Genomic DNA, 838 nt, shown 5'->3' on the forward strand with positions numbered 1-838 from the left:
TTGGCGAGCTGGAGGATGTATACAAGCTCACGCCGATGCAAAAAGGCATGCTGTTCCACAGCGAGCTTGAGCCGGATTCGGCAGCTTACTTCGTGCAGCTGACCTTCGAGCTTCGAGGAACCTTCAGGATCGAAAGCTTCGCTAAAGCTTTGGATGTCCTGGCGCAAAGACACGCCATATTGCGAACCAATTTTTACACGACGCGTGGAGACTTGCCGGTACAAGTGGTGTTCCGCAATAAGAAGCTGGAAAGTCATTACGAAGATTTACGCGGGATGAATGAGGCACAGCGTGAAGCATACCTTGCGGCTTACGCTGAGAAGGACAAGACTCGAGGGTTTGATTTGACTGAAGATGCGCTGCTGCGGATTTCAATCCTGCGTACGGGAGAAGAGAGCTACAGGCATTTGTGGAGCTTCCATCATATCATTATGGATGGCTGGTGCGTGCCTCTCGTTACGAATGAAGTGTTCGATATTTATTTCGCTTTGGAGCAGGGCCAGAATCCGGAACTGGCTCCGGTGCAGTCGTACAGCCAATACATCGAATGGCTGGAGCAGCGTGATGAAGAGGAAGCATCGACGTACTGGCGCGAGTATTTGAAAGGATATGATCAGCAGCCGGTATTGCCTCAAGGCAAGGCAGAGGAGAAGGCGGCAGAAGACAAAGCAACAGCCCGCGCGCCGGAGCAGTTGGTTCGCGATCTGGGGCTTGATCTGACCCAGCGGCTGAATCAGGTGGCTAAGCAGCATCAGGTAACGGTGAATACGCTGCTGCAAGTGGCTTGGGGAATATTGCTGCAGAGATACAACGGAATACAGGACGTTGTCTTTGGAGG

At 52.4% G+C, this 838-nt stretch carries 1 protein-coding gene; it reads left to right on the plus strand.

The features are described from left to right. Positions 1 to 838: condensation domain-containing protein (locus tag PEL01S_RS34210; RefSeq protein ID WP_255320205.1), on the plus strand; the 838-nt coding region annotated here is incomplete at both ends.

Origin of the sequence: Paenibacillus elgii NBRC 100335, from assembly GCF_004000865.1 — a bacterium.
GTDB classification, from domain to species: domain Bacteria; phylum Bacillota; class Bacilli; order Paenibacillales; family NBRC-103111; genus Paenibacillus_G; species Paenibacillus_G elgii.